Here is a 22,625-nt window from a genome sequence, read left to right as displayed (position 1 = left end):
ATGAAAAAACACATGAAATACTTCATAGTACTAATCACACTACTATTTCTAACAATAAGTGTTGCAAGTGCTAGTGACAACACAACAACACACACAAATACAAATACAGAAACACTAGAACAAACAACACACACACTAGAAAAAGTAGCAACAAGTACAGAAGCCAAAAAAATAATAAAAGAAAACAAAACAAAGAACATAAAAACTGCAACCAAAACAGTAGAAGTAAACAATATGGATGAGTTTACCACAGCTATTAACAGTGCAGTAGAAGATTCAACAAATGATGAATATATTATTAACTTAAAAGAAGGAACATATGATGTTTCAGAATTTACAGTCTATGAAGAAGGATCTTCAGCTCCTAAAATAACTATTAATGGGAATAAACAAACAATAACTGGATCTGGTGATGAACCTGGAATGTTATTTATTAATCTGTGTCCTATCACTATTAACCAAATTACATTTGATGTTTTATTAATTAATGAATGTAATGAAATGACATTAAATAATGTTACCTTGAATGGACCAAGTTCTTTTGAGCGTGATTCAGATACTAAAATATTTGACTCCACAATTACCGGAGAAAGTACATTTACCGGGAGCATGTTATTAAATTCTGTTAAATCTACAGAAACCAGTGTTATTTCAAATATTGGTTCTTTAACTATAGAAAATTCATTATTGAATGGTACTTTAAGTAATAGTAATAATGCAAAAATTATTCTTAAGAATACAACCTTTGGTGAAAACTTTAAGTATGAAGGCAAAGGAACTATTACAAGTGATAACGAAACACAATTATTACCTTTCCAAAATACTTATAATGGAAATTATACTCTAGAAAATGTTATTATAGATAGTAAAAAAACCAATAATGGTAACTTAACCATAATAAATTCTAATATAAATGGTAACATTGATAATTATGGGAATTTAACTATAATTAATTCAAATATTACTAAAACTATTATGAGTTGGGGAAATTTAACTATATCTAAATCTACTATTAATGGACCACTTTCTCCTAGCGAATCACATATATCTGATTCAATTATTAACAATTCAGTATCTATTCAGACAACAGGTTTAATTACTTTTGATGATGATGTTGAGTTTGGGGATAATTGTGTTATTAATGTATATGGTGCTGGAAAAGTTATTATTTCTGATGAAAACAAAATAGCACCTTATTATTCTAGATATAACGGTACATATGTACTTGAAAACATTAATATTACTAAAACAAAAACAAATTATGGTAATTTAACATTACGTAACTGTATATTAAACACGACTATAAGTAATATAGGTAATTTAACATTAGATAATGTTGTTTTTGGAGAAAAAGCAGAAATAACAGCATCTGGTGCTGTTATTACTGACGATATTATGAGTGTAACACCATATTTACAGAATTATAATGGTACATACATATTAGAAAACACAACCATTACCCAAATGAAAGAAAATTATGGTAATTTAACAATACGAAATTCAACAATAAATAGTACCATATCTAATAATGAGGGTGCTGTTTTAATTATTGAAGATGATGTAATATTTGGTTCACGAGCAAGTATCGTTAACAATGGGGAAATAATTACTAATCAAACTACTGCAATATCCGCATATTTAGACAGATATGATGGAGATTATACTTTAGAAAATGTAACAGTTAACACTTATAAAACAAATTTTGGTAAATTGACCTTAAAAAATGTGACATTAAACAATAATGGTGGAATAGATGAGTATGGGGATCTTATTGTAAAAAATTCAACATTGAAAGGAACACTTTATGTTAGTTCCCAATATGGAACAACACCTACTTTAATATTTGAGGATGATGTAATTTTTATTAACCCATTTAAAATAACAATAGCCGGTAATTGTCAAATAATTATTAATAATACGGTAAGGATTGCACCTTATATTGATCGTTATTCTGGTTTAGATTATCTTCTAGAAAATCAAACAATTACAAGAAATAAGAACAGTACTACTAATCTTACTATTCGTAATTCAACTATAAATGCTATTGTAGAAAATAGTGGTAATTTGGTTATTGAGAATTCAACTGTGCAAAAAGAGATTATAAACCACAAAAATGCTACAATAAGAGACACAGTTCTTAACAATAAAATAACTAATACTGGAACTTTAATTCTTGGAGATGATGTTACATTTGGTACTTCATTTAAAATAACTGGTTCAGGTAAAGTTATTACAAATAATACAAGTCAATTATTCCCATATATGGAAGAATTTACTGGAGAAGCAACACTCGACTTGGAAAGTTATACTAAAAATATTGTTAATTCAGGTGATTTAACTATTGAAAATTCCACATTAACTGGAACAATTACCAATAAAGAAAATGCTAATCTAATATTTAAAAACTCAACACTCAACAATGTCGTATCAAATAGTGGAACATTAGAATTAAATAATGTAACAGTAGATAGTACAATAGATAATAGTGGAACATTAATAATATCTGATGACACAGTATTTGGTGAAAATTTCAAAATTACCGGCAATGGAAAAATAATTATCAATGACACACAAAGAGTAGCTGATTACCTAACAACTTATACAGGCAACATAGTACTAGAAAATAAAACTATAAACGCAAACAAAGTTAATGAAGGCAGACTAACATTAAATAATTGTACAATAAATTCAACTATTGAAAACAAAGGACGTTTAATAATAGATGATAACACAGTATTTGGTGAAAACGCTAAAATCACAGGTACTGGTGAAATAGTAATAAATGATATAACCAAAATACTTCCAATAATTGATACAATAAATGGAAACTATGTAATCAATGACACTACATTAAATAAAAGTTACATATTTAATGGAAAAGTAACATTAAACAATTGTACAACAAACCAGAAAGACAACAGTAACTTTGGAACATTAACATTAAACAATTGTAGCATAGATGTCGGAGAAGATAATGTATTCTTAGACAACTTTGGAAAAGTATTTGTAAGCAAAGACACAGAATTAACTGGTAAAATCAATGATCTTGGAGGAGAAACAACATACGATGGAAAAGCAAAAACCTATGTTGTAAACAATAGAACTATAACTTTATTCTTTGACCAAAATGGAATAAAATCAATAGTAAATCCAGGAGATGTACTAGACTTCCAAGGAAAAATAGGAGGAATACCAGAATTAACTAGCATTATAGTTAATAAACCAGTAAACATAACTTCAACTACCAAAGATGCATATATTGAATTAAATACTATTGCTGGCAGTTACTTTGGAGAAGATCCTGGAAACAGTTTCACAATAAATAAAGATGGATCATACACAAATGTAACAGGAATATACTTCCACAACACACAACTATGGCTTTACAACACAAACCATGTAACACTAGATAATATCAGTGCAGTAGTAGAAAATCGAAGAGTAGGAAGTGGAGTAGGACAAACAAGTATAAGAGCAAACTCATCATACATCACAGTCAAAAACAGCTACTTCTACACAAAAGAAAATGGAATGAGTAGTACATTAGTACTAGCATGGGCAAACTATTGTGATATAATAAACAACACCATCATTGGTGGCGGAGGTAATGGAAACTTATTATACCTAACAACATATAATATAGAAATACCATATGGAGCACTATTCAATTCATATAACAACATTATAAACAATACATTAATAGGTCCAGACACAGCAGCTGATGTATGCTATGGAATCACAATATCCGGAAATGGAAACATTATAGACGGAAACACAATAAACTATACTGGTAACGGAATCATGGCACAATGGGGTAGTGGAGTAACTGGAGATGAAAGTGAAGAAAGTGCATACAACAGTACAGACAACATAGTACGAAACAATAAATTATATGGAGGATGTGGAATCAGTGGAGGACACATAATATACAACAATTATGTAGAAGGACCATTATCCATATCAAAAGCAACAGCATACAACAACACCGCTAACCGTTTATCTGTTAGTGGAGAAACAGAAATATATAACAACACAATAAACGGAAGAACCATTATCCAAGGAAAAAACAATCAAATAAATAACAACACACTCAAAGGAAACATAAGCATTACAACAGGACCAATAAACAACACATTAACAGGAAATAACATAACAGGAACAATCACACTAGAAGGACAAAACAACACAATAACAAACAACAGAATTACAACAGATGAAGAATACACAATCACAGGTAAAAGAGAAGTAACAGGCAACATAATTAGTGACAACTATCTACAAGCAGCAAATAAAAGTGGAAAAGCATCAATCAACCTTAGAACTGCAGACAAAAACACTATCGAAAACAACCTCCCACACAACACAAAAACCAGTATCAAAAACAATAACCCAAGCCTCGGCGACGACTTATTCATCATAGTTAAAGTAACAGATGAAGATGATAAACCACTAGCAAATGCAGAAGTAACACTCAAAGTAAATGATAAAGAAGAAACATTAACAACCAATAACAATGGTGAAATAGTATACATTTACACTCCAGAAAGTGAAGGAAACTACACAATCAGTGCAGAATTCAACGCAAACGATGCATACACAACATCCCAGAACACAACAACTGTAAATATCATCAACACCACCAAAGTTGTAGAAGACTTAAAAGAAGAACTTGCAAATACTACACAAAAAGCAGATACCCTTGAAAAACAGTTAAAAGATGCAAACCAGACCATTAATAACCAGAAAACAACATTAGACAACCTTAACAAAACACTCACACAAACACAAAAAGACCTACAAAACGCAACCAAAAAAATAACAGAACAAAACCAGACAATAAACGACTTAAACAAAAAAGTAGCCGACGCCAACAAGAAAGTAGACAACCTCAACAAATCAAACAATGACTTAAACAACAAATTAAATGATGCCAACAAGAAAGTTGACAACTTAACAAACGCTAATTCCAACCTCAACAAACAATTAGCAGATGCAGACAAGAAAATAGATACACTAACAAAACAAAACGATGACCTGGAAAAACAGTTAGCAGACCTAAACAAAAAAGTAGATACATTAACAAAAACCGTGGACACTCTCAACAAGACAGTAGCAGCACGTGACAATACCCTAAAAGAACTAACCACAAAAACAAGCACCAAAATAACAGTAAATAAAATAAACACAACCACAGTTGGAAGCACAATAACCGTAACAGGTAAAGTAACAGATGATAATGGCAAAGCATTAAACAATATGCCTGTAAGTATCAAAATAAACACTGCCACAACCAAAGCAGTAACAAATGCAAATGGAGTATACACATACACCACAACAGCATGGAATGTTGGCACCAGTAATGTAACAGTATCATCAATTGCTAATGACAAATACACTAGTAACACTGCTAAAACAACATTTAAAGTAAGTAAGGCTAAACCTGTGCTTAAACTTAACAGTATCAGTGCTGTTAAATATAAAGACAAAGTAACAGTTACCGGTTCACTCATGGACAACAATAACAAAGCAATAAACGGAGCACAAATAACACTCAAAATTAACAGTAAATCCGTGAACGTTAAAACCGCTAAGGATGGATCATTAACCTACACCACCAGTGCAACAAGTATGGGAACCAACAATGTAACCGCAACCTATAACGGTAACACCAAGTACAATAAAGTAACCGCTAAGACTACTTTCAAGGTTAATAAACAAAACCTCATATTAACAGTTGATAGAGTAGCAAGTGGACTTAAATATAAAGATCCATTAGTTGTTGGTGGAAGACTAGTAGACGGTAATGCTAAAGCAGTAGCAAACAGTCAAGTTAACCTCAAGTTTAATGGTAAAACATACAAAGCAAAAACAGATAAAAACGGTTACTACAAAGTAACAACACGTGCAACCACCATGGACAAAAACAACTTAACAGTAACATACGCTGGTAACAAATATTATAATAAGGCAACTGCTAAGACAACATTCACTGTAGCTAAACAGGATCTTGTCATAACATTCAACACTGTAAAATACAGTAATGGTAAAGTAACTATCAGTGGTACTTTCACTGACCGTAACAGACACGCTCTTATGAACAGTCTCGCTCGTATAACATTAAATGGTAAACAGGGTACAGCAAAAACAGATAAAACAGGAACATTCACCTATACTACTAAAGCAAATAAGGGAACTTATAAGGTAACTCTTGCTTATCCTGGTAATGCTCGTTATAATGCTTATAGTAAAACTAGTACTGTTAAAACAGCTTAAAAAAAATAATTAATTGAAGTTAATAGGGTGTTTAACTTCAATTTCCACTTCTCTTTTTTTATGGATTTAATTATATGTTTCTCTTTTTTTTATAAGAGTCTTTGAAATATTCTGGGGGATTTTTTGAAGTTTAAAATATTTTTTTTCTTGATAATTGTTTATGTTATTTAATATGGGGAGGGAGTTGTATCCTGTTATTTGGATTAAATATAATTAATTGTAATTGTTTTATATTGTCATCACCATTAACACCACCTTGATGTTCCCAAAAATGGGGAGAAAAGGATGGGTGATTATCCCTTTTTTTTATGTCATTACTTTGCTTATGCTGTCTTCGTTTGGTGCTTCTATTTTTACTAGTTTTCCGTTTTCTAGGTATTGGAATTTGTATTGTTGTCTTCCGTCATCCATTTCTGTTTTGAAGTATCCGTCTTTGCCATTGATTACTTTTTTTGGAGTAGCCGTAAGCGTTTAGTGCTTGTACTGGTTTGCCGTTGATTAGTACTCCTACTGTTAGTTCGAGTTTGTCACCGTTACCATTTATGTATTCGTGTGTTACTTTGTTGTCTACTCTTGTTCCGTCTATGTCTTCTACGTCTAGGCCGTCTTCGTCCATGTGTGTTGTGTCTACTTCACTTTCATATGCATTAAATCCGTCTAGTACGTTTAGGTTTTCACCATTTATGTTCACATTACCTGCTGCGTTAACTGCTGTTATGAGTGAGCCTGCAGCTAGTAAGATTAATCCGATCATTAATATGTTTTTCAGGTTCATTATCCTTCACCACTGATAATGTTGTATTTGATGGGTGTTTTTCTTTCCCATCTGTCACAGTCTTATTTAGTAAAATCTAAAAAAGTATCATCATGACAATTTTAAACAGTGACTATAGATTTAATGAGAGAATATTTTAAAGAATTTATGTAAATTATATGTGAAAATTACAAGATTAATAGAATAAGATTTAATGAAAAAGCATAAAGTGTTAAAAATTTATAAAAAATAAATATAAACACTCTAAATAATAATTATGTTTTTTTTTAACTTAAATACTTATAGCATATTTCAATCAAAAAAAAAAAAAAATATAAAAAAATATCAAGTTTTACACAATAAAACAAATGATTAAATATGTTTTTAGGGGTCTAGAAAATTAATATTTTTTTACGACCTAAAAACGCTGATTTTTTAGTATTAAACATTTAATTAATCTTGGTTAAAAATAATACATTTGATTTTTACTTGGATTTTTATGAAAGGTTTTTATTATCGAAATATTTAAATAAAACCTTTAATAAACATATTAATAGTGAGTTAAATGTTATTAGGTTTAAATTTCGATAATTCCAACCCATATACTAGTTTGTTAGAAGAAATATTTAATATTATTGATTCTAGAATAATCCAACAAATAATAGCTTCAAATGGTATAAAACCATTGAATAAATTTAATTTTACTTTAAAAGTTATTTTTATTAGTTAATTTTTTAATTTAAAGGTTTAATACATCATTGATGAGATAAATAAGAAACCAGAAGTTAAATCTTTTTTTAATGTTAAAACTGTGTTATCAGTTTCTCAGGTTACAGAACTGATTGGACGTTTTTCTGCCCAAACAATAGAAAAAACTATCAATACAATACTCAGATATCTTAATAGAAATAATAGAGTTCAATCACATACTTATTTACTTGATGCAACTCCATTGGATGTTGATTATAATTTTGATAGTAAGAAGATTTCCAAGAAAAATTTGAAAATAAAGATCCAAAATGGGGTCATGGAACAAGTATTGGCTTCTATATAGGCTTTAAAGGAACTTTTGTACTAGATTACAATACCATGATGCCTGTTTTATTCATAATACACCCAGGTTCACCCCACGACAGTCAAATATTCCCAGAAATACTAGAACAAATGAAAAAAACACCACCTATTACACTACAATGATAAAATACTAGCTGATAGAGGATATTATAGTTATGAAAACTATGAAATAGGCTTAAAAAAATACCACATACAACCATTAATCCTCACTAAATCCAATTTCAACATAGAAAAACTAAACAACGCATTAACCTGTCCATTAGAATATTTCAGACAAAACAAAAAAGATAAAGAAAATAAAAGTAAATTCATAAAATTAACAAACTCATTTTGTAAAAACATAATCAAAAGAAAAAGAATTAAATATGTAAGAAGCCATATCGAAGACTTTTTTAAATTCCTTAAAGAAGGACTAAATTTAAAACATTTCCACAAATATACAACAGAATCCGTTAAAAAACAACATTACTAACTGTATTATTAGCATCCTTAATAATTAATCAAGGATACACAACAAAAACAGACTTACAAATGCTTTCTGAAGGACGAATAATCTAGACCCCTAAAAATATATTATTTCACACCCCCCCCCCCCTAAGCCGAAACAATAAACATATAACCCTGTAGCAGCAAACCTATAGGAAAAAAATTAAAAAATATAGTATAAGAATCCAGGAAAAAAGGAAAAAAGAAAAAGTAATTAATAGAGTAAAAAAAAATAATATAATAAAATAGTAATTAAGCATTAACAATTAAAGCATTAGTACTAGATATGAGATTGCTGATTGGAGTGTCAAATTTGCGTGTAATATTATCGAATTCAAAAGTCATAGCAAGAATGATTCCTTCATCTGTAGATACTACTTCAGCAAATATTTTCTTAGGATGTACTAGTAATTCTGGTTCAACATTTAATATCTTAGATACATCTAAAAATTCAATACCTATAAGATTTTTATTTGAATCTACATCAAGTATTATTTCACTTGTTACATCAATAGAATATGCATAATCAAAGTCAGATTTTCTAAGTACAAATGCATCAACATCTACATCATAATCATATCTATCCATAATTTATTTCCTCCCAGTACGTTATAGTAGGTGCATTAAATGTTGTAATAAGTTTAATCTTATTGTTAATCCTTTTAAACACGATACAATAATCATAATTGTCACAGTATGGATGTTCATATTTAATCCTTACTTTATCATATGGTTGTAGAGAAATTTCTACTGGATAGTGTTCCGTTAATAATGTTTTATAAAGGTCAATATCCTTGTAGAAGTTGTTTATATGTTTTTTCTTCATTACATGTGGAGAAATGTAATGAAAGGATTAATTTATCATTTGTAACTGTTTCTAGAAATTTTAATGTTTCTATTAATTTATTCTCACTAATGTATTATCCCACCCATTAATCTTAGACTATATTTTAATATAATTATTATATCATTTATATTTTTTAATACACTTATTGTAGCATAAAGTATTATTATCTCTATTTTTAGAACAACAATAGAACAAATAACATGAAAACACAAAAACAATCAAACCAAGAAAAAACCAACAAAGACAAAATAAAATATATTTCGCACACCCTGGTAAGCTGGAAACAATAAACAGGTAAACATTAAACATGTAACAGTAAACCTATAGAAAATAATTAAAAAGTATGGTATAGGGGTCCAGGGGAAAAGGAAAGAAGAAAAGAATAATAATTTATCAATATAAAAAGAATATGAAAAGAAAATGGATTATATTTTAAGAACGGTAGTCATTTTACCAGTCTTGTATATTCCATTTTCACCAGATATTATTTGCAATTCATACATACCCGGCCTTAATGTAGTGGTAAATGACAGGTCTATTTTACCATTGGTACTGTTTACTCCTTTTAGTATTGTTTTTCCATTGACTTTTATTGCTAAGTTAGTGTTTCTTACAAGTAGTTCTCCTGTTTCATCTCGTATAGTAGCTTTGAGTGTTGTTTTATTGTTTTTCGTGGTGATACTGTCTGTGTTTATTATGACACCTTTCTTGGTTATGGTTAATTTACCACTTGTTTGGCTTCTTGTGTATCCTTCACCACCATATACTGCTGTTAAGTTGTATGTTTTTGCACTGTATGTTGATGGTATTGTGTATTCAAGTACTGCTTCTCCATTTACCACTTTGGCTTGTAGTGTTTTTCCATTTTTGTCAGTTAATGTTTTTCCGTTTAATTTGAATACTACTTTTCCACGATTTATATTATCACCGTTCGCATCAACTATTTTTGCCCGTAATGTTATTTTTTCACCGGATTTTACTGTGAATGATGATTTATCTAATGATACTTTAGCAGTGCCCTCGGTGATATTTAGTATGTTAGTTGATTTTGTACGACTTGAGGTGTAGTTTTCATTTCCTCCATAAACTGCTTCTACATAGGATGTGTTTTTCATCCATGCAGCCTGAACCTTATACTTTAGGGATGCACATCCATCTGTTAGTGTGGCATATAGAACATTATTGTATTCATCCTTAAGTGTAATTCCGTTTACTTTAAATATGACTTTTCCACCACTGACCTTTTCTCCATTCTGATCTTTAACATTGGCAGATAAGTTTACTATACTACCTACACTTGATTTTATTGGAGTTATAGTGATGGTAGTGTTTAGTGGTGGTCGTGTTAGTTCTTTGATTGTGTTGTTTAATGTTTCTATTTCTTCTTTTGCCTGTTCTAGTTGATTGTTTAGGTTGTTATTTTCTTGTGTGAGTGTTTGTATTTCTTTTTGTGCATCCTGTAATTGTTTTGTTAAGTCTGTGATTTGTTCTGTTAGATTTTCTATCTGGTTATCTTTTTCTTTGATTTTTTGTGTGAGATTGCTGATTTGATTGTTTAGTGAGTCTATTTTCTGGTTTGCTTCTTCTAGTTGTCTTGTTAAATTATTGTTGGTGTTGTTTAATGTTTCTATTTCATTGTTTGCCCGTTCTAGTTGATTTGTAAGGTTTTCTATATTATCCTGTGCTTCATCTAGTTTTTCTGTGATGTTTTCTACTTGTTCTTCGAGTTCGGCTATTTTTTTGTCTTTATCTATTTCTACTGTGAAGTCTATTGTGGTTTGTGATTCTTTGTAGTCTTCTGTTTCTGGGTATTTGACGTTTATTGTGTAGTCTCCTGGTGTGAGCGTGTTGTCGGTTAGTATTCCACTTGTGGTGTCTGTGTTGATGTCACCAGTTATTTGTATAGTTGCATCAGCTATTGGTGTCTTGTATATTGAATCTTGTACTGTTATGTTTATTTGTACGTTTTTTTCTGTGTTGTTTATTATGTCATATGCTATTGTGGTGTTTCTTTGCTTAGTGATGTTTAGTGTGAATTCTGTTGAGCTTGGATTTGCACAGTCGCTGCTATATGTTACATTTATGGTGTATGAGTCACTTAGTGGGTTGTAAAGGTTTTTTAGTGTGCTGGCTAGTGATTCTGTTGGTAGTTGATAGTTATTTCCTATATTATAGTAAGCAGACAGTAACTTGTATTCATCTTGATAAAATATAGTTGCATCAGCTATTGGTGTCTTGTATATTGAATCTTGTACTGTTATGTTTATTTGTACGTTTTTTTCTGTGTTGTTTATTATGTCATATGCTATTGTGGTGTTTCTTTGCTTAGTGATGTTTAGTGTGAATTCTGTTGAGCTTGGATTTGCACAGTCGCTGCTATATGTTACATTTATGGTGTATGAGTCACTTAGTGGGTTGTAAAGGTTTTTTAGTGTGCTGGCTAGTGATTCTGTTGGTAGTTGATAGTTATTTCCTATATTATAGTAAGCAGACAGTAACTTGTATTCATCTTGATCTTTTACTGTTATAGTAATGTTGCCTTTTTGTCCACTAGCATCTGTTATAAGAAGTGGTATTTTATTGTTTATACCCTCATAGTATTCATATGAATCCTCTGGTGTGGTTATTTGTGAATCACCGATTACCTTGAATGTTACTGTGTTTGATTGTTGGTTACATGTGGTATAGTATATTTCATATTTTCCTGGTTGTAAATTGTTTAGTGTTGTGTTTTCATATTTTGTTGTAATATTTTTTTGACTGTTTATGTATAGTGTTATGTCGTTTATTCCTGTTTCAAAGTCCTTGTAGTGCATAGGATTTGTTAGTTGTATAGTGTAGTTTAGGATTATGTTTTCATCTTGTTGGAATGTGTCTTGGTCATCTTTGATAGTTAATTTTATTTCATTGAGGGCTATGTCTGTGGATTCATAAATATTGTCCTCGTGTATTCCATTCAACCAACTATTTAAGTCTATTGTTTCCGTGTTATTTGTAGCAGTATTTTGCTTGAATGTGTTGTTTGTAAGATTTATCCATCTCAAAGCATTTATTGCAGCTCCATTTGATGCTGTGTTGTTTATGAAATTAGAAGATATTATGTTAGTTAATTTATTCGGTGAATCACCACGATTATATATTGCTCCACCTATACCACCGAATGCTTGATTGTTTAGGAATTGGGAGTTTGTTATAGTTAAAAGTCCATAATCATTATAGATTGCTCCACCATTCTTAGTTGCTTGGTTGTTGTTGAATGTGGAATTACTAACAGTCAATGTAGCATAATAGTTATGGATTGCTCCACCATCCTTAGTTGCTTGGTTGTTGTTGAATGTGGAATTACTAACAGTCAATGTACCCACATAGTTAGAGATTGTTCCACCAAGGCCTGCTTGGTTGTTGTTGAATGTGGAATTACTAACAGTCAATGTACCATCATTGTTATCGATTGCTCCACCATAAGAAGATGTGGCGTTTGTTATGGTGATGTTCTTAAGAATCATTGAAGCGCCATTAATATAGAATACTTGTTGTTGGTGTCCGTTTATTGTTTGTCCATTACCATCAATTGTAAGGACCATACCACCCGTATTCCATGTGATTGTTTCTGTGTTGTTGTATGAACCTTGCAGTAGGCGAATGGTTGTATCAACTCCTGTACTACTTGCATTATTTACGGCATTCTCTAGTTCTGTGTAGTTGTGTACTTCTATTATGCCATCTTGTTTGAGGTTAGTGTCTTTTGTTTTCTTTTCTATAGATCGTGTTTTACTTTCACCTATTTTTATTGGATTATCATCCATTAAATTCTTTTCTTCAAATTTTATTGTTTCTTTATTATCCTGTGATACCGTGCTTATATCACTTACGACTGTATCATCATTTGTATAAGATTGGTCTTCCTGAGGGGTTTCTGTTGCACTGACAGCCCCCACAAAGAGTACTAATACTATGATAAACAGTAATGTTTTTTCTATTTTTATCATATCAGACCATCTTCCATTAATTATAATCTATTATGATACTCTATATGTGGGAGGAGGGTATTTAACTTTATCTAAAATTATGGATTAAATATAAACATATCAAAGATTAAAAATGAAAATAATAAAAAAAATCATAATAAAAAAACATAAATCATCATAAATAACATAATGCATTAATCATACATTTCCCCCTCTTTCTTTCTTATAACATACCATTATACAACAACACATTGGGAGTATACGGGTAAAATGCAAAGTATAGAAATTGCTAACAAAGAGATAACATACGAACATAACATTATCTTAACCTACAAGATAAAAATAACAAAGACAAGATACATCAATAAACAAACAGGCAAAGTTTATGAGCATTATAAGATAAGAATACCATCAGAACTACATCCATTTCTAAAGAATAAACAAAAACTATATTTCAGTAAGAAAGAAGAAGATATCCATATCACATTAGAAAGAAAAGATGACTCCGTACACAAATGTAAGATTCAAAGAAACAAGATCTATAAAAAGGTGGACTGTTATTTTAATTTATCTAAAAAGGTGTTCGATATTAGAAAATCCACGTATTTGTTATGGAAAGTTGGAGATTGTAAATGGTGAAATTGTTGATAGTACTGTAGGCTAATCTAGTTATAAACACCATTTGGATAGTTTTCTATTAAATATAGGAGTAGGTCCATGTTATAAATTGTCGGCGCGAGGCCGTTTTTTTTTACTAAATTTTAAAAACAGGGTAATTCTCAGATAGTGGCCCCTTATTAGAAAATAAAAAAGATGGTTCTAATCATTATAATATTGCGGACATATTGAGTAAAACAGAATATATGGAACATGTAGGAAGAGGAATTTCTAGGATGAAAACTTCAATGTTAGAATATGCTTTACCGTCCCCTATTTTTGAAGAAAATAATAACTTCTTCAAAGTAACATTATACAATTCAACAAATAGTAATCCAAATAATAAACATAGAAATAACCAACATAAAACTAGTATCTTAGACAATATTAAACTTAATAATCGACAAAAACAGTTATTAATTGATTTAAGTGAAAAATGAAAAAATTACTTATGATGATTATGAGAAAAAATTTGAGGTTTCTCATTCTACCGCAGCTCGAGATTTGAATACGTTAGTTAAAAATAAAATAATGATTAAAAATAAGATAAATTTGAAAGTTTATTTTGAATTAATAAAAGAAATATGAATTCATTACCTTTATCAATTAGCATGATTTAATTATTGAGTGTTAAAAATAATTTGTTTTCAAAAAAAAATTTCATTGAGGATTATGTTTTTATGTTAAAGTTAATCTGGGATCAAAAAAATGAACGATACTTTGACATACTTTGACATGTTTAACCAAAACAAAAACACACACAACAAAACAACAACAAAACAACACAACCACAAAAATAAATGAAAGTTTGACATGTTTCGAACAAATTATATTTAATTCAAGAAATAAAATAATATAAGAATAATCAGTAAATCATATACTTATTAACATTACCAAGTCAAAAATGGAAAAAATAGGAGGAAAATGTGGATGGGAAAATAACAGATCCACTTTTTTTATGTCATTACTTTACCAATACTGTCTTCAGATGGTGCTTCTATTTTTACTAGTTTTCCATCTTTTATGTATTGGAATTTGTATTGTTGTCTGCCGTCATCCATTTCTGTTTTGAAGTAATCATCTTTACCATTAATTACTTTTTTAGAGTATCCGTAAGCATTTAATGCTTGTACTGGTTTGCCATTGTTTAGTACTCCCACTGTTAGTTCGAGTTTGTCACCGTTACTGTTCATATATTCTCTTGTTACTTTGTTGTCTACTCTTGTTCCGTCTATGTCTTCTATGTCTAGGCCGTCTTCGTCCATGTGTGTTGTGTCTACATCACTTTCATATGCATTAAATCCGTCTAGTACTTTTAGGTTTTCACCGTTTATGTTCACATTACTGGCTCGTTAACTGCTGTTATGAGTGAGCCTGCAGCTAGTAAGATTAATCCGATCATTAATATGTTTTTTAGGTTCATTATCCTTCACCACTAGAATATAATGTTTCTGATGGGTGTTTTTCTTTCCCATCTCTACTTATTAGTTTGTTTTGGTTCTTATATAAAGGTTTTCGAGTGCAAGTGCTTACTTACATCGTTAAATGGTGAAATAATGATTATAATAGAGTTTTTGGTGAAACGTGTTTGATGAGTGTCTGTATCAATGGGGTATGTCAGTTGTTCTTTTTGTTAATTTTATTCATATAAGATGATATGTTCTATGAGTTTGGGCATGAAAAATGTTCTAGTGTGTGATTATACCTTACTGGCTTTTGGAATAGTTTTAAGCTAGACTGAAAGTGGATAATGGTATGAATATTATGTTGTCTTCTTTTGTTATGAAATCTGTTCTGTTTGATATGACTATGCCATACTCTGATTTATAATAGTTTATTGCTTGGATAATTTGTTTCTTATTTTTTTTACCTATGCCTACTTCGATGGGCACGACATTTCCATTCTTAGTTGTTATTATAAAATCAACTCCTCCTCTTCTGGCATCATAATATACTCCGGTTTTGTTCTTTTTTGTTTCTTTAATTCTGTGTAATGTTGATGCAACCATGTTTTCTGCCAATATTCCGAGACTTTGTCTTGTGTCCCTAGATAAATCACCTTCACTTAAAAAGAATGCTGCTTTACTTTGTGTTGATAAGAAGTAGTATTTGGTGGGTGTTCTGCTTTTTTTGGATGGTGAACCATATATTTCAATTGGAAAGATTAATTCTGTTTTTCTTAGAATTTCAAGTAGGTTTTCTATTGTTTTTGTAGAAGTTTGGATGTTGTTAGCTATTTTATTGAGTGCTATTTCACCGGGTTTTTCTGTTGCTAGTAATGATATTAGTTCGTAAGCTTTTAATCTTGTTTCACTTTTTATTGATGATATTAGATCCATATCGGTTTCTACTATTTTATCAGATACTTCGAGTGTTGTCTGTATGCTATCAATCTTGTTTTTAAGTATTGTTACTGGCAAATCACCATATTCAAGATAGTATTCGAATTCTTTTTTAATATTATGTTTTAAGACTTTATATTCATTTAAATGTAATTGTTTTTCTATTTTTTCTAATTCTTCTACATCCCCTGTTTGCAACACATCATAGATTATGTCTGTAAACTTATAGGGCATGTTTATATTATAATTTAACTCGGTATACTCAGAAAAAGTTAAGGGATACATTTGTTTTTTTATTGATCGTCGTAGTGTGTCCGCTGTTGATTCAAGATTTAATGCATTGGATCCTGTGAATACTATGAACACGTTTGAATTTTCATCATACATTGTTTTAGCAGCTATATCCCAGTTTTTAGCATATTGTGTTTCATCAATTAAAACAAAAAGTTGTGTTGATGTTAAATAGTGCTCTTCATTAATATCTTTGATAAATACGTCTAAATAGTCAAGCAGATTAAAATCTGGTCTGTGTTTTAGTCTGTTTAGATCAAGAAATAATATTCTGTTTTCTTGGATATTTTTTATTTCATATAAGTATTTATATAATTGGTATAGTAGTGTTGTTTTTCCTACTCCTCGAATTCCTGGAATAATAAATGATCTGTTTGGGTTACAAGAATCTATGAATTTGTCAATATATTCTTTTAATTCAAAATATATTGTTCTTTCTTTTAAATACTTGTAATCATGTTTTAAATTGTTATTGATTAATGGGTAGGAATTATTAATGTTATTAATTATACTATTTCTTATTTCTAGTTCATCCATGTAATTAGCACCACCGTTGTATATTTCATAATATATTTTTTATCTTTTACAAAATATAATTCTTACTAATTTTATCTTTTACAAAATATAATTTATACAAGTTTTATCTTTTACAAAATATTAACCAATAATGATACTGATATTACTGCTTAATCCGGGGGATACTGGAAACAAGATAAAACATTTACCGTGTACTCATTTATCCAACTTAAACCCAAAATAACTCCACCGGAGTATAAGTAAATTGGAACTCTCAAAACAGACTAACATAGTTTAGGCTGTATATATTTTTTTATCATAAAATAAAAAACAGACTAAAAAATAATTATGGAATACTGAATGCACAACAAACAGATAAAAACTAAAAAATACAGTGAAAAAACTGTAATAAACCAGTTTAGATACTTAAAAATAACCTCTTAAACAAAATTATCAAAAAAAATAAGAATAAAAATATGAATAAAATCTAAAATAAATTATAATAATCTGATAACACACTTATCAACATCATAACACCACATACTTTAATTAAATAGAAAGGAAAAGGGAGAAAATATCCCCTATGTCATTACTTTACCAATACTATCTTCACTTGGTGCTTCAATTTTAACTAATTTACTATCTTTAATGTACTGGAATTTATATTGCTGTCTGCCATCATCCATCTCAGTTTTGAAGTAACCATCTTTACCATTAATTACTTTTTTAGAGTATCCGTAAGCATTTAGTGCTTGTAATGCTTTGCCATTGTTTAGTACTCCTACTGTTAGTTCGAGTTTGTCACCGTTGCTGTTTATGTATTCGCGTGTTACTTTGTTGTCTACTCTTGTTCCGTCTATGTCTTCTACGTCCAGGCCGTCTTCGTCCATGTGTGTTGTGTCTACATCACTTTCATATGCATTAAATCCGTCTAGTACGTTTAGGTTTTCACCGTTTATGTTCACATTACTGGCTGCGTTGACTGCTGTTATGAGTGAGCCTGCAGCTAGTAAGATTAATCCGATCATTAATATGTTTTTTAGGTTCATTATCCTTCACCACTAGAATATAATGTTTCTGATGGGTGTTTTTCTTTCCCATCTCTACTTATTAGTTTGTATTGGTTTTTATATAAAGGTTTTCGAGTGCAAGTGCTTACTTACCTGCTTAAAACTGTGAAATAAACGTTAAAAAAGGTTATTTAGAAAAGTTACCATTATAAGATATTCCGTATTGTATCGAGAAATATAATTCCCATGATTACATCAATATTTAAGTAAAGTAAAAAGTAATATTATAACCAATTACAAAATCAAAAATGATAAAAGTTATGCAACATAGACCTAATAATAGAAACAAAGACTCATAATATTAAAGTAAAAATAGATTTAAACAAAAGATTTAAAAATCCAATCAACCAGCATATACAACAACATGACAAGAAGTAATATAACAGACAACAATAGAAAAAATAACTAAAAACTAAGAAAAAAATATAACATATGCTATCACGATATAACTTCCCTCAATAAAAGGAGGAAAGGATATCATAGGAGATTAAAACAACCCTAAGTAAATAAATGTAATACATGTTAATCTATAGGTATTCTAAACTTCATAGATAAGATAATGAGAGATCTTTGAGATATGAAAAAAAATGAATATTCTGAAATGAGAACAATTAATTCAAAAAATATATTTGGTGTGATAATATGCATAATAGAAAAAAAATAGCTGAAAAATTTGCTAAAGCTATAAAATCAGAATATATTAAAGAAATAATTCTATATGGATCTGTTGCTCGTGGAGAAGATAAAGAAGATTCTGATATCGATATTCTGATAATAACGGATTATTATGATAATCTTGAAGATAAAATTGCGGATGAAGTTGTTAAAGTAATATTTGATGATGATGAATACATTTCAACTCAGATAATGACAGTAGAACATTTCGAAAAAACAAAAAATTTTTCTTTTCTCACAAATGTTTTAAAAGAAGGTGTAACTATTGGATGAACTAGAAGAATTTTTTAACAAAGCAGAAAGAAATTTAACTTCAAGTAAAATATTATATGATTCTGGAGATTATGCGAATTCATTATCCTTATCTTATTATGCTATGCTTTATCTTCAAAGGCATTACTAATTAAAATAGGAATAACCACCAATAAACATCATGGAATAATAAAAGAATTTGGTCGAAAATATGTGAAAACAGGATTATTTAAAGATGAAATATTACAAATATTTAACAAAAACACAACCTTTAAGAAACCAATCTGATTACGAGCCAATAGATAATATAACAAGTAAAATAGCTTTAGACAAAATCAACGAAGCACGTATATACATAGATGAAGCAAAAAAATTAGTATAACTAAGCATGCTATACTATAGTAATATACGATATTTAGAATTAATGTTTATAAGATATTTTGCATTATAAAAGAATAGGGTGTATTATTTCTTTAATTTTAAACATTGAATGATTAAGTAGTGAAGGTGTTATTATGGTATATACAATTGATGAAATTAAAGGATCTCAGTATCAATAGCAAAGGAGTATTGTGTGAATAGTTTAAGTCTTTTTGGATCGTATGCTAGAGGTGAAGCTAATGAAGACAGTGATATTGATTTTTTCTTTGATAAGGGCGAAGTAAAAAGTTTACTACAGTATTCATCGTTAATAAACAAATTAGAAGAAGCATTTGATTGTTCAGTAGATTTGGTTTCAACTGGAATAAACAATAAGGAATTTTTAGAAAAAATACGAGAAGGCAGTGTATTATTATATGAAAAATAAAGGAAGATATGGAATGTTTAATATGTTATGTCTCTAATCTTATGTGAATAATTTTTTTTTATTGAATTTTTTTGTGGCACAGAGTAGTTTGGTTGCACAGTAGTTTATTGTTTGTTAATGTAGCACAGTAGTTTTTTGTAGCACGTTATTATTAAGATAAATGTGGCACGGATAGTAACACGTGGCACAAATCATGGATGTTATAAAAAAAGTTGTGTGGAAAAAGATTATAAGAAAGGAATACATGAAAAAACAGGTACTTTCATGAGAATCCTTGACCAATGTATAATTATATTATTTACCCCACCCGGATTAGTTTATTGTTCAAATTTTTTTCTCCCAGTAACTTTTATCATAATTTATTCCCAGGTCACGTAGTGCTAAGAGAAATTTTCTTATGGTAGGATATTTCATTTTAAGTTTCATAACCTTCTCCTTTTTATCCCACCATATAATTTCATGGGGATTTAGATCATAGTCTACAAGTATGCCTCCTTCACTGTCCAGGTCCATATAGTATAAGTCATCAATCGTGTATCCTGCCTTCTTAACTTCCTCTATGAACTTCTCTTCTGGTGTTACTTCCCACCCGGTGTAGGGGTAATCCTTTTCAGTGGTTACGTCAACTATTTCTACTGTTTCTTCTATTTTCTTGTAGTTCATGTTTTCACCGTGTATGTGTTGTTGGTTGTGTTATGGTATATGTTCTGGTTTTCTAGTGTTTTCCTGATTTTTTCTATTGAATGACCGTTTAGTTTAAGATGGTTATACAGTATGTGTTCGGGTATTTCTCCCCAGTCCAGGGATAATTGTCGTATTTGTTCCTGTATCGTGTTTAGTTCTCGACGATCGTTCATGGTGGTGTTTCCCATTATTTTATCTGCTTCTAGTGTGCTGGTTTCTGAGTCGAATCCTATGTGTTTCATACAGTATTCTTGTAGTTTCATTGCTCTTTGTGCATCTTTGACTGTTACTTTGTCTGAGAGCCTTATACGTGCTGATGCCTTGCTTAATCTTATTATTGCTTCTAGTTGTCTTGTGGTTATTGGTATGGGATGATTGTTTTCTTGTGCTAGTTGTCTTGTTTTACAGAAGAATTCTGCTATATGTTTCTTCACTTCTTCGTCTAGTTCTGGGTTTATTGTTCTTGCCAGGCTAATATACTTTTTTAGGAGGTCTGCTGGTATTTGTTCTGTTATATCTGGGTTTTCTTGTGTGTTTAGTATTTTCATGGCTATTTGTTCGTCTGTTTCATGGTTTATGTTGTCGATTAGTATGAATATTAGGTCGAATCTTGAGAGGATGGGTGGGCTTAGGTTTAGTTGTTCTGTGAGGTTTTTGTAGGTGTCAAATCTTCCATACTTGGGGTTGGCTGCGGCGAGTACGCTGCACCTGCTGTTTAGTGTTGTGTTTATTCCTGCCTTGGATATGCTTATTGTTTGTTGTTCTAGTGCTTCGTGTATTGCGCTGCGGTCGTCTTCTTTCATTTTATCGAATTCGTCGATGCAGATGTTTCCCTGGTTTGCCAGTACCATTGCTCCTGCTTCTAGGCTCCAGTTTCCTTGTTCGTCTTTTACTGTGGTTGCTGTTAGTCCTGCTCCACTACTTCCTTTTCCGCTAGTGTATATTCCGTGTGGTGATATTTTGCTAACATATTTTAGTATCTGACTTTTTCCGACGCTGGGGTCTCCTATTAGTAGTATGTGTATGTCTCCTCTTTTGTAGCTGCCATCGTGTGTTTGGTGGTTGGGGCTGCTGAAGAGGTGTAGTGCTAGTGCTAGTTTGAGTTGTTTGTATCCGTACATGCTTGGTATTATGCTGCTTGTTATCCTGGTGTATATGTCTGATTGTTTTGCTAGTTTTTTTATCTGCTTTTTTTCTTGTTCTGTTATGTTTAGGTCTTCATAGTTTTTATCGCTTTTTTCTATTGCTGTTATTGTTACGTATTCGTTGAAGTGATTGTTGTCATTGTTGTTTTCTAGTTTTACTATGCCGTTTACTGTTATTTTGTCTCCTGGTTTTATGCTGTTTATCATTTCATCTTTGAGGTAGCATCTTACTTGTGTTGGCTGGAATATTGTGTCTGTGTTGTTCTGGTCTTCTTCTAGTATGAATAGTTGTTTGTCCTCGTATTGGCTGTCTTGTTTGTTTAATGTGTATCCTTTTCTTCTTCCACAGTTTTTACAGTTTTCTTTGGGCATTTTTAGTTTTTCATCGTCTTCTACTGGGTATATGTTGTCTACTCCGCAGTATGTGCATGTCCAGTGTGCTCGTGTTATCTGGTTGTATACTATGCTTCTTTTTTTTACTATGCCTTCGAAGCTTATCCATTTGTTATTGTATCGTTGGTGGATGTGTTCTAGTTTGATTTTGTGTTTTACGTTGATGAATTTTATTGTTGTGTCTGTGTGTTGTATTCTGATCTTTTTTAGGTATCGTTGTAATGTTTTTATTATCATTTTATAGTTGTCTTCGAGGTTTTCTGTTAGTTCTGGATAGTAGGTGTCTATTAGGGTGTAGTCTAGGTTTATTGTTTCATCTTTTGAGACTAATTCTTTTTTATAATATTTGTTTAGTATTTTATCTATTCTTTCATAGTCTATGTCTATCAT

19 protein-coding genes are annotated in these 22,625 nt (G+C 30.4%); 10 read left to right on the top strand and 9 right to left on the bottom strand.

The window, feature by feature from the left end; genetic code table 11:
• The gene (locus PXD04_RS22780; protein ID WP_323737532.1) at positions 1-6,273 is read left to right on the top strand and encodes an Ig-like domain repeat protein; all 6,273 of its coding nucleotides are present in this window, start codon (positions 1-3) and stop codon (positions 6,271-6,273) included.
• 403 nt (positions 6,274-6,676) lie between these two features.
• On the opposite strand, the gene PXD04_RS22775 is transcribed toward PXD04_RS22780, so the two are convergent.
• Complete coding sequence (locus PXD04_RS22775; RefSeq protein WP_323737531.1) at positions 6,677-7,048, bottom strand: hypothetical protein; 372 nt, start codon at positions 7,046-7,048, stop codon at positions 6,677-6,679.
• A gap of 790 nt (positions 7,049-7,838) precedes the next feature.
• Here PXD04_RS22775 and PXD04_RS22770 point away from each other — a divergent pair.
• From PXD04_RS22770 to PXD04_RS23495, 3 genes are read left to right on the top strand one after another with little or no spacing between them, the layout of a single operon-like run.
• Positions 7,839-8,081, top strand: coding sequence for a hypothetical protein (locus PXD04_RS22770; protein ID WP_323737530.1), 243 nt, complete (start codon positions 7,839-7,841; stop codon positions 8,079-8,081).
• Complete coding sequence (locus PXD04_RS22765; protein ID WP_323737634.1) at positions 8,066-8,224, top strand: hypothetical protein; 159 nt, start codon at positions 8,066-8,068, stop codon at positions 8,222-8,224. Before PXD04_RS22770 ends, PXD04_RS22765 begins: the two co-directional genes overlap by 16 nt.
• Positions 8,225-8,228: 4 nt before the next feature.
• The gene (locus PXD04_RS23495) at positions 8,229-8,573 is read left to right on the top strand and encodes a transposase (protein ID WP_409988297.1); all 345 of its coding nucleotides are present in this window, start codon (positions 8,229-8,231) and stop codon (positions 8,571-8,573) included.
• 266 nt (positions 8,574-8,839) lie between these two features.
• Here PXD04_RS23495 and PXD04_RS22760 read toward each other — a convergent pair whose 3' ends face one another.
• The 3 genes from PXD04_RS22760 to PXD04_RS22750 all read right to left on the bottom strand — a co-directional run bounded on the left by PXD04_RS22760 (position 8,840) and on the right by PXD04_RS22750 (position 13,423).
• On the bottom strand, positions 8,840-9,175 hold the full coding sequence (locus tag PXD04_RS22760; RefSeq protein ID WP_323737529.1) for a DUF2283 domain-containing protein: 336 nt from the start codon (positions 9,173-9,175) through the stop codon (positions 8,840-8,842).
• Positions 9,168-9,413, bottom strand: a complete 246-nt coding sequence (locus PXD04_RS22755) for a hypothetical protein (protein WP_323737528.1) — start codon at positions 9,411-9,413, stop codon at positions 9,168-9,170. Before PXD04_RS22755 ends, PXD04_RS22760 begins: the two co-directional genes overlap by 8 nt.
• Positions 9,414-9,859: 446 nt before the next feature.
• Positions 9,860-13,423, bottom strand: coding sequence for a hypothetical protein (locus PXD04_RS22750; RefSeq protein WP_323737527.1), 3,564 nt, complete (start codon positions 13,421-13,423; stop codon positions 9,860-9,862).
• 249 nt (positions 13,424-13,672) lie between these two features.
• On the opposite strand from PXD04_RS22750, the gene PXD04_RS22745 reads away from it, so the two are divergent.
• Together PXD04_RS22745 and PXD04_RS22740 are read left to right on the top strand one after the other, a co-directional pair.
• On the top strand, positions 13,673-14,041 hold the full coding sequence (locus PXD04_RS22745; RefSeq protein ID WP_323737526.1) for a hypothetical protein: 369 nt from the start codon (positions 13,673-13,675) through the stop codon (positions 14,039-14,041).
• 194 nt (positions 14,042-14,235) lie between these two features.
• The gene (locus tag PXD04_RS22740) at positions 14,236-14,499 is read left to right on the top strand and encodes an ATP-binding protein (RefSeq protein WP_323737633.1); all 264 of its coding nucleotides are present in this window, start codon (positions 14,236-14,238) and stop codon (positions 14,497-14,499) included.
• 516 nt (positions 14,500-15,015) lie between these two features.
• Here the strand turns inward: PXD04_RS22740 and PXD04_RS22735 are convergent.
• From PXD04_RS22735 to PXD04_RS22725, 3 genes are all read right to left on the bottom strand, one after another.
• On the bottom strand, positions 15,016-15,399 hold the full coding sequence (locus PXD04_RS22735; protein ID WP_323737525.1) for a hypothetical protein: 384 nt from the start codon (positions 15,397-15,399) through the stop codon (positions 15,016-15,018).
• A gap of 387 nt (positions 15,400-15,786) precedes the next feature.
• Entirely contained in the window at positions 15,787-17,229 is a 1,443-nt protein-coding gene (locus PXD04_RS22730) for an ATP-binding protein (RefSeq protein ID WP_323737524.1), read from the bottom strand.
• A gap of 560 nt (positions 17,230-17,789) precedes the next feature.
• Positions 17,790-18,257, bottom strand: a complete 468-nt coding sequence (locus tag PXD04_RS22725; protein ID WP_323737523.1) for a hypothetical protein — start codon at positions 18,255-18,257, stop codon at positions 17,790-17,792.
• A gap of 663 nt (positions 18,258-18,920) precedes the next feature.
• Here PXD04_RS22725 and PXD04_RS22720 point away from each other — a divergent pair.
• The 4 genes from PXD04_RS22720 (at position 18,921) to PXD04_RS22705 (ending at position 20,013) form a co-directional block, all read left to right on the top strand.
• The gene (locus PXD04_RS22720) at positions 18,921-19,226 is read left to right on the top strand and encodes a nucleotidyltransferase domain-containing protein (RefSeq protein ID WP_323737522.1); all 306 of its coding nucleotides are present in this window, start codon (positions 18,921-18,923) and stop codon (positions 19,224-19,226) included.
• Positions 19,219-19,356 (top strand): HEPN domain-containing protein, encoded by a 138-nt coding sequence (locus PXD04_RS22715; protein WP_323737521.1) that lies wholly within the window; start codon positions 19,219-19,221, stop codon positions 19,354-19,356. Before PXD04_RS22720 ends, PXD04_RS22715 begins: the two co-directional genes overlap by 8 nt.
• 84 nt (positions 19,357-19,440) lie before the next feature.
• Positions 19,441-19,587: a hypothetical protein gene (locus tag PXD04_RS22710; protein ID WP_323737520.1), complete on the top strand. Its 147-nt coding sequence runs from the start codon at positions 19,441-19,443 to the stop codon at positions 19,585-19,587.
• 162 nt (positions 19,588-19,749) lie between these two features.
• Entirely contained in the window at positions 19,750-20,013 is a 264-nt protein-coding gene (locus PXD04_RS22705) for a nucleotidyltransferase family protein (RefSeq protein WP_323737632.1), read from the top strand.
• Between the two features lie 324 nt (positions 20,014-20,337).
• On the opposite strand, the gene PXD04_RS22700 is transcribed toward PXD04_RS22705, so the two are convergent.
• Both PXD04_RS22700 and PXD04_RS22695 read right to left on the bottom strand, forming a co-directional pair.
• Complete coding sequence (locus tag PXD04_RS22700) at positions 20,338-20,676, bottom strand: hypothetical protein (protein WP_323737519.1); 339 nt, start codon at positions 20,674-20,676, stop codon at positions 20,338-20,340.
• Positions 20,673-22,625, bottom strand: coding sequence for a minichromosome maintenance protein MCM (locus PXD04_RS22695; RefSeq protein WP_323737518.1), 1,953 nt, complete (start codon positions 22,623-22,625; stop codon positions 20,673-20,675). The genes PXD04_RS22700 and PXD04_RS22695 overlap by 4 nt, the downstream gene beginning before the upstream one ends.

The organism is Methanosphaera sp. ISO3-F5, from assembly GCF_034480035.2.
Taxonomy (GTDB): domain Archaea; phylum Methanobacteriota; class Methanobacteria; order Methanobacteriales; family Methanobacteriaceae; genus Methanosphaera.
Note: the sequence above shows the minus strand (reverse complement) of the source record. Positions and strands in the feature narration are given on the sequence as shown.

Excerpts from the sequence above, each read along its gene's own strand:
- PXD04_RS22720 (WP_323737522.1), top strand. The coding sequence starts at position 18,921 with ATGCATAATAGAAAAAAAATAGCTGAAAAATTTGCTAAAGCTATAAAA.
- PXD04_RS22730 (WP_323737524.1), bottom strand. The coding sequence starts at position 17,229 with ATGGATGAACTAGAAATAAGAAATAGTATAATTAATAACATTAATAAT.
- PXD04_RS22750 (WP_323737527.1), bottom strand. The coding sequence starts at position 13,423 with ATGATAAAAATAGAAAAAACATTACTGTTTATCATAGTATTAGTACTC.
- PXD04_RS22775 (WP_323737531.1), bottom strand. The coding sequence starts at position 7,048 with ATGAACCTGAAAAACATATTAATGATCGGATTAATCTTACTAGCTGCA.
- PXD04_RS22695 (WP_323737518.1), bottom strand. The coding sequence starts at position 22,625 with ATGATAGACATAGACTATGAAAGAATAGATAAAATACTAAACAAATAT.
- PXD04_RS22755 (WP_323737528.1), bottom strand. The coding sequence starts at position 9,413 with ATGAAGAAAAAACATATAAACAACTTCTACAAGGATATTGACCTTTAT.
- PXD04_RS22780 (WP_323737532.1), top strand. The coding sequence starts at position 1 with ATGAAAAAACACATGAAATACTTCATAGTACTAATCACACTACTATTT.
- PXD04_RS22710 (WP_323737520.1), top strand. The coding sequence starts at position 19,441 with ATGAAATATTACAAATATTTAACAAAAACACAACCTTTAAGAAACCAA.
- PXD04_RS22725 (WP_323737523.1), bottom strand. The coding sequence starts at position 18,257 with ATGAACCTAAAAAACATATTAATGATCGGATTAATCTTACTAGCTGCA.
- PXD04_RS22700 (WP_323737519.1), bottom strand. The coding sequence starts at position 20,676 with ATGAACTACAAGAAAATAGAAGAAACAGTAGAAATAGTTGACGTAACC.
- PXD04_RS22745 (WP_323737526.1), top strand. The coding sequence starts at position 13,673 with ATGCAAAGTATAGAAATTGCTAACAAAGAGATAACATACGAACATAAC.
- PXD04_RS22760 (WP_323737529.1), bottom strand. The coding sequence starts at position 9,175 with ATGGATAGATATGATTATGATGTAGATGTTGATGCATTTGTACTTAGA.